This window comes from Actinocrinis sp., assembly GCF_035946395.1.
Lineage (GTDB): Bacteria > Actinomycetota > Actinomycetes > Streptomycetales > Catenulisporaceae > Actinocrinis.
In genome coordinates this window covers 1-7,642 of sequence record NZ_DASYZI010000330.1, presented here as the reverse complement: position 1 = coordinate 7,642, position 7,642 = coordinate 1, and the positions used below count along the sequence as shown (strand labels likewise).

4 protein-coding genes are annotated in these 7,642 nt (G+C 70.1%); 1 reads left to right on the top strand and 3 read right to left on the bottom strand.

From position 1 onward, the window contains the following. From VGS97_RS20635 to VGS97_RS20625, 3 genes are all read right to left on the bottom strand, one after another. Positions 1-551: ferritin-like domain-containing protein (locus tag VGS97_RS20635; protein ID WP_326855247.1), on the bottom strand; the 551-nt coding region annotated here is incomplete at its 3' end. Then, positions 548-1,156 carry a ferritin-like domain-containing protein gene (locus VGS97_RS20630; protein ID WP_326855246.1) on the bottom strand — a complete coding sequence of 203 codons (609 nt, stop codon included), beginning with the start codon at positions 1,154-1,156 and terminating at the stop codon, positions 548-550. The genes VGS97_RS20630 and VGS97_RS20635, both read right to left, overlap by 4 nt. Continuing rightward, on the bottom strand, positions 1,153-5,802 hold the full coding sequence (locus VGS97_RS20625) for a putative Ig domain-containing protein (RefSeq protein ID WP_326855245.1): 4,650 nt from the start codon (positions 5,800-5,802) through the stop codon (positions 1,153-1,155). The genes VGS97_RS20630 and VGS97_RS20625 overlap by 4 nt, the downstream gene beginning before the upstream one ends. 585 nt (positions 5,803-6,387) lie before the next feature. Here VGS97_RS20625 and VGS97_RS20620 point away from each other — a divergent pair. Further along, entirely contained in the window at positions 6,388-7,014 is a 627-nt protein-coding gene (locus VGS97_RS20620) for a helix-turn-helix transcriptional regulator (protein WP_326855244.1), read from the top strand. Positions 7,015-7,642 lie beyond the last annotated feature (628 nt).

The following is a 7,642-nucleotide window of genomic DNA, read 5'->3' as shown; positions in this document are numbered from 1 at the left end:
CCGAACAGGTAGCCGAGCGCCGCGGCGTGCATCGCCTCGACAGGCGCGATCGTCGCGGCCGCGGTGACTGTCGATCCGAGGCCGGTCAGGCTTTCGATGGCGGCCGTGTAGGTCTGGGCCGCCTGGATCTCCAGGCGCTGTACCGCGGCGACGGCCGCGCCGAGGTCTGACGCCGAGCCGACCGTGCTCATCACCTGTGCGTTGCCCGAGAGCGGAATTCCGGTGACGGCCGGCTTGTGCGCGGCGCGCAGGATCGCGTTCCACGTCGCGGCGTGCTGGACGTGGTGGGCCAGCGCGGTCTGCACGAACGCGGCCAGCGCGGGCACCGCCGGCCCGAGCTTTCCGGCGCGCAACGCGGCGTCTATGGCCTGATAGGCGCTCACCGCCTGGTTCTCCAGCGCGACGGCGAGCGCCGCGGTTCGCAGCTCACCGGAATACGGCGAGGGCGCGGCGACGGCACCGCCGCCGCACGCCTCAAGCGCCAGTCCGACGCCGAGCCCTGAGATCCCCAGGACGAACGCCCGCCGGGACCGGCCGCTCGCCGTGCTCACCGCGCCACGCCTTCGTTGATCGCGGACGCATCCGCAGTGGGGTACGTGACCTGCGGAATGCCCGCCGTGCCGGCCGACGCCGGGAGTGAGCGCACGTCAGCACCGATCACGCCCAGCCCGGAGTGCCCGCCGTCGAGCAGCGTGCGGACGATCAACAGTTCCGCGCTGTGCTGCGCCTCGACCGACGCGACGTTCACGAACATCGAGCGCAGCGCACCGCCCGCGGCCAGGCTCGCATAACGCGTACAGGTCTGCGCGATGATGCCCTCGATCTCGTTGAGCAGGCCGGCCAGCGACGAAGGACCCCGCATCCCGGCCAGCAGTCGCCCCACGGACTCGGCGTACCGAGCGTCAGGGGCGTGCTGCTGAGCCCCGCCGGCCTTCACCACGGCCTGGTTGAAGGCCTGCGCGTGCGCCGCGTGGTGCGTCCGGTTGCGCGCTATCAGATCTCGCAGTCGCGCGCTCCCGGCCGCCACGAAGGGCATGCTCGCCGCCGACGTGTAGGACACGACGGCGAGGTTCTCCAGCGCCGCGGCCGTTTGAAGAACCTGCACGTCGAGCGGGGCCTCGGACGTCGCAGCACTCGGCGATGCGGTCCCGGTCACGGGCTGGCTCCGTTCGACGGGCTGACACTCGTCACGACGGGCGCGAGCGCCGTGCCGACGGTCACCTTGTAGTGGCCGACGAACGTGTTCGAGCTGCCCGGCGTGGGGTCGGCCTGTGTGACCGTCACGTCGACGACGTAGCTGCTCTGCCCGAAATCGGCCAGCTTCCCGGTCACCACTCCGGTGGAGAAGTCGATCTGATCGCACGTCTTGTCGATGCTGCACGGGAGATCTGTCGCGGTGTACGTGACCGTGCCGCCACCGTAGCCGCCGTGCACGGTCCCCACGGAGAAGACCAGCGCGGAGTTCGCCGTCTGGGTGATGTCGGTGATGTGGTCCACGACCAGCGGCGGGGTGTTCACCGTCAGGCTCACCGTGACGGGGAAGGTCGCGCCGGTGGAGTCCGCGACCGTCACGGCTTCCGTGTCCGCGAAGGAAGCGCACTCGAACTGGACGGACGATCCCGATCCGGAGACCGTGGCGCTCGAACACTGCGTGTCCGGGGTGCCGGAGAGCATTCCCGTCGCGGGATCGATCGACAGCCACGGCACGCCGACGGGGTGCGCGAAGGCGAAGGAGTAAGGCGGCACGCCGCCCGTCGGCTGGATCGCCGTGTGGAGCGCGACGCCGAACGTGCCCGTCACGTTGTACGAGCCCGGCGCGGACAGGGGCGTGACGACCGTGATGGAGAAGTCGACACTCTGGGGCGGCACGCCGCCGTTCAGGTCGCTCAGCGTGAGCTTGACCGGGTACGTTCCGGGGTTGTCGCTCTTGCTCACGGTGCCGGAGATCTCACCGGTCGCGGTGCTGAAGCCCAGGCCGTCCGGCAACGTGCCCGATTCGGACCAGAGATACGAGCCCGAGCCGCCGGCCGGGACCGTCGGGGTCAGGGTGAACAGCTGCCCGACAACCGCGCTGGGTACCTTCGGCACCGAGAACGTCAGCGGGGACGTGACTCTCAGCTTGAGCGTCAAGGTCGCCTTTTGCGGCGGCGGGCCCGTGTCAGTCACGGTGAACGTGATCGCGACAGGAGTGGTCGTCGTCGCCAGGGTCGTGCCGGAGATGACTCCGGTGACGGGGTTCAGGCTCAGGCCGGTCGGCAGGGTGCCGCTTGCGATCGCCCAGGTGTACGGCGCGGTTCCGCCGGCCGCCGTGAGCGCCTGCGAGTACGGCACCCCCAGCAGCACGTCGGGCAGCGACTGCGTGGTGACCTGTAGCGAACCCACCACGGTGATCGACAGCGACTCGGTGGAGGTCAGCGGCGGCGAGCTCGCATCGGTCATCTGCACGCTGAAGGGGAAGACGCCCGTCTGCGTGGGCTGACCGGTGATCTGGCCGGTCGCGGAGAGGCTCAGGCCGGGCGGCAGGGTGCCTGTCAGGGTCCAGACGTACGGTCCGGTGCCTCCGGCAGCGGTGAGTTGCGCGCTGTAGCCGCCGGCTTGGGCGACCGCGGCCTGCGGAAGGCTCGTGGTCGTGCCGGTGAGGACGGGTACGACGATCAGTGTCAGCGGCTGTGAGGTCGCGGTGCGCAGCGGGTGGCCGGCGTCAGCGGCGGTCACGCTGAACGCGGTGTCCACCGCCTTGGTCGGGGTTCCGCTGATCACGCCGGTCGCCGGGTTGAGGCTCAGCCCGTCGGGCAGAACCCCGGACTTGACGGACCACGTGTAGGGCCGCGTTCCGCCGGTCGCGTTCAGCGCCAGCGAGTACGGCGTGTCAACGACGCCGTCCGGCAGCTCCAGCGTGCTGATACCCAGCGGATCGGCGACGGCGATCGAAAGGTGCTGGGTGGCCGCCTGGCTCGGCGTGGTCGAATCGGCTGCCTGAACGGTGAACCCGAAGGTCCCGTCCGTGGTCGGCGTTCCGCTGATCAGACCGCTGCCGGCGTCGAGGCTCAGCCCGGCGGGGAGGTCACCCTGCCCCGGCACCAGCGACCACGTATACGGCGCGGTGCCGAACGCACCCGCGAGCGTCTGCGAGTACCCGGTCCCCGTCGTCGCATCCGGCAACGAGGACGTGGCCACGGATGGCGGGACCACGACCGTGATCGTGAACGTCTGAGTCACAGACTGCGCGGGCGTGCCCCCGTCGATCAGCTGTGCGGTGAACGTGACCGTACCCGACACGGTCGGGGTTCCGCCGATCACGCCGGTGGCCGAATTCAGCGTCAGGCCCAGCGGCAGACTGCCCGAGGAGACCGACCACGTGAACGGCCCCGTCCCGCCGGACGCGCCCAGCGCCAGCAGGTACGGCGCGCCCTTGACGCCCTCCTGCGGCAGCAGCGCCGGAGTGCTGAGGACGAGGGGTTTGGCGACGGCGATCGAGAGATGTTGGGTGGCCGCCTGGTTCGGTTTGGTCGAGTCGGTGGCCTGAACGGTGAACGCGTAGGTGCCGGTCGTCGTCGGCGTTCCGCTGATCTGGCCGGTGTGCCCGTTGAGCAGCAGTCCGGCAGGAAGCAGACCCTGGCCCGGCACGAGCGACCACGTATACGGCGCTGTGCCGAACGCACCCGCGAGCGTCTGCGAGTACACCTTGCCCGTGATCGCCCCCTGCAATGAGGACGTGGCCACGACCGGAGCGTCGACGACCGTCAGCGTGACCGGCACTTTGGCGGTCTGCGCGGGTGGCCCGGGGCTGACCACCTGTAGCGTGAACGATGAGGTTCCTGAGATGGTCGGTACTCCGCTGATCTGGCCGGAAGACGAGTCCAGCGTCAGGCCCAGCGGCAGGCTTCCCGAAACGGACCACGTGTACGGCGCGGTGCCGCCGGCCGCCACGAGCGTCAGCGAGTAGGGCTGGTTCTTCACGCCCTCCTGCGGCAGCGGTGTCGGATGCCCCGCCGGCAGCGGCGCCGGGGTGGTGATTATCAGGGTATTGGCGACGGGGATCGACAGCTGCTGGGTGGCCGACTGTGGCTGCGCGGCCGAGTCGGTGATCTGGGCGCTGAAGGTGAACAACCCGGTCGTGGTGGGCGTGCCGCTGATCACGCCGGTGGCCGAGTTGAGAGCCATTCCGGGCGGCAGTACGCCCTGGCCCGGCACCAGCGACCACGTATAAGGCGCGGTGCCGAAGACCCCCGTGAGCGGCTGCGAATACAGACCTCCGACGGTCGCGCCGGGCAGCGAGGACGTCGAGATGGCCGGAGCGTCGATGATCGACAGCGTGAACGTCTTGGCGGCGAACTGGTAGGGCGGTCCGGAGTTGACCATCTGCACCTTGAACGAGGTCGTGCCGATCGCGCCCGCCGTCCCGGTGAGCACCCCGTCGGGCGAGAGCGTGAAGCCCGGCGGGAGCGAGCCGGAACTGACCGACCAGGTGTACGAGCCGGTGCCTCCGGAGCCGGTGAGCGACTCGGAGTAGGTCTTGCCGAGCACCGCCTGCGGCAGCGCGACGGTGGAGACGGACACCGGGCCGACCACGTTGACGGTCACGGACCCGGACACGACGGCCGCGGAGATGCTCGTGCCCGGCGCACCGCTCGCGGACGCGCCCGGCGCGCCGAGCTCCAGCGTCGGCTGCGGCGTCACGACCGCGGAGGGCGACGGGGACGCCGAGGGCGAAGACGAGGACGTGGCGCTGGTCGCGGTGATGGTCGCGGTCCCCGGGCTGACCGCGGTCACCACGCCGGACTGCGAGACCGTCGCGACGGCCGGGTTCGAGGAGGTCCAGACGACCTTCGGGTTCGACGTCGCGCCGCCGGAGGCCGTGCCGTTCACGGTGGCCAGGTCGGTCGCGCCGGTCAGCACGGTCGGCGCGGCGACCTTGACGGTCAACGACGTGAGCGCACCGAGCTTGGAGTTGGTGTTGGCCGCCGCCTGCGCGGCCGCGCTCGCGGCGCCCGCCGCGTTCGCCGCCTGCGCCTGCGCGCTTGAGGCGGCGCCGGCCGAGGTCGCGGCCGAGTTCACCACCGGCCGCAGCACGGTGAACCAGAGCACCAGCGCCAGCCCGCAGAGCACCGCCGCGATCCCGAGCAGCGGCAGCAGCCACTCGGGCAGCGTCTGCTTCTCCAGCATGACGCCTGCGTCGGCCGGGGCCTGGCCCTGCTCGGGCAGCGCGGTGACCTCGAAGGGCAGGGTGCGGTTCGGCCCGCGCAGGAAGGTCTTGCGCGGCACGGTCTTCACGCGCACGAAGGTCGCGGTGCCCGGCCGGGCGGTGAACGTCCCGGGCCTGGTCTTGAATCCGAGCTTGTCCTCGGGGTCGAAGGGCTCGACCCGGATCGGCTCGGGCCGGTTGCCGCGGTTCTCCACGATCAGCCGGAACTTCGCCGAGCGGCGCCCCGTCGCGCTCTTGGGCGCCAGCTGCGCCGCGAGATCGCCGAACTCGCCGACGTGGACGAGCCCCTCGTCGATGCTCGAACCCTCGGGATCCTCGCTCGACATCGCCCGCAGGGCGAACGGCACCTCGCCGGGCGCCGTGGAGGCGGCGCGCGGCGGCTGGAACCTGATGTGGACCCGCTCGGCGGCGCCTGGCAGGAGATTGACCTGGGCGGGTTCGACCTGCGCCCACTCGGCCGCGTCGCCGAGCACGTCGAGCAGGACCCGGTCCACCACCATCCCGGTGTTCTCGACGCGCACGGCGCAGAGAGCCTGTTCACCCGGCACGACCTCGATCGCGTCGCTGCCGCCCTCGAAGACGACGGAGACCCCCATCGGACCAGCGTTCCCTTCTTCGATTCCGGGAGAACCGCGGTATTGGCGCGTTGAAAGCCCGCGTCGGGAACTGCGCACGCCGCCCCCGGCCGAGGCGGCTCTTCGAACTTGGCCATGGGGCCAAGGCTCGCGGCGCGAAAGGCGGTACTGTGCCCGACCAGCGTGACAGTGCGCATGGCCGACCGCTTGCGTATTAGGGCAGCGAAAAGAGCGGCCGTACAGCCCGAATGGTCCCGGCTTTACCGCGCCGGCCCGGCTCTTTCATCCGGCATCGCCGTGAGCAGGGCGCCCGCCCGACCGCCCGTCGCGTCACCACCCAAGCGCCACCCCTCGTCAAGCGCGCCCGCCTGGACAGGCGCGCCAGTCGGCGGTATTAGCGTATAAGAGAACTGTGGCGAAACAGTAGGCGAGCGACAGCCCGAATGAGCAGTCGTATGACTGCGGATTCCGACTGGGCGGGGGACGCTGGCCGGGGGTGGACAGAGCACGCATACCCGAATGCGGATTCGACTTCTGCGTGGCGCAGGATCCCATCGTTGCAGCCGGCTTCTGCATGCCAGGAAACGCGTCATCCGGGAGGTCAGCTTGCAGGGCCGGATATCGGTGTCGATCCACGCGGACGACGCCATCACGCGGGCGGGGCTGACCAGCGAGCTGCGCCAGCGTTCCGAGATCGAACTCGTCGACCCGCCGTTCGGCGGATCGGCACAGGTCGCCGTCTTCGCGTTCGAGTCACTGACCGAGCTGGCGTTCGAGATGATCAGGACGGTGTGTTTGAAGCACGGGGCGCAGGCCGTGCTCCTCGTCTCCACGCTGTCCGACGACGACCTGCTGGCCGTCGTCGAATCAGGTGCCTGCTCGGTGCTGTGGCGCCGGGAGGCGACGACCGCCTGGATCGTCAAGACGGTCCTCAAGGCGGCCGGCGGCAACGCGGCGCTGCCCTCCGATCTGCTCACCCGCCTGCTCAAACAGGTGGGCAGGCTCCAACAGCACGTCCTGCGTTCTCAAGGCCTGCCCGCCGCCGGGCTCTCCGACCGCGAACGCAAGATCCTCCGGCTGGCGGCCGTCGGCCTGGACACCGACGAGATCGCGGCCGAACTCGCCTACTCCCGGCGCACCGTGACGAGCATCCTGCACGACGTCATGGCCCGATACAACCTGCGCAACCGCACGCACGCCGTCGCGTATGCCATCCGCGAAGGCCTGATCTGACCGGCCATCGAGGTCAACGGGTCCAACCTGCTCTGTGCCAGACTGAGCCTGACACACGAGCGGATCCCGCAGTTCCACTCCGGGTACCAGGCCTGGCTGATGCCCGACAGCTGCATCATCACATTGTCATGAATCTGCTCGCCGGTGGGACAGACACCGGGGGCGAACTCAGCGCGTACCCGTCCCTCCGGTCGCGCCAGCGTGCTCGACCACAGGCCAGGCCAGGGTGCACAGCCGCACGCGGGACCGACATGTACATCGCCGCTCGGCTGACAGCGGACGTATCTCACCCGGCCCGAGTGGTGACGGAGCGCTCCACGCCGAACCAACAGGCCAGTCGAACACTGATGATCAATGCACGCACCATGGCCCACGCCACACAGCCGTGATCAAACGTCAGGAGCCTGACACATCACCGCCTGCCGCGCACAAGGTCGTTGGAGACGAGCCGACGGGTGGCCCCTCCCCTACGAGTGCTGATCGCTTTATCGACTCACAGTTGATCGGCGCATTGAACCATCGCGTTGAGCACGGCCTTCAACTCCGCGCCGTCGATCGCCGTCGATATCGCCCCCGCGACCTCCGGGGCGAGCGCCACGATCGCCGCGACGAGCAAACCCGTGCCGGC

Excerpts from the sequence above, each read along its gene's own strand:
- VGS97_RS20625 (WP_326855245.1), bottom strand. The coding sequence starts at position 5,802 with ATGGGGGTCTCCGTCGTCTTCGAGGGCGGCAGCGACGCGATCGAGGTC.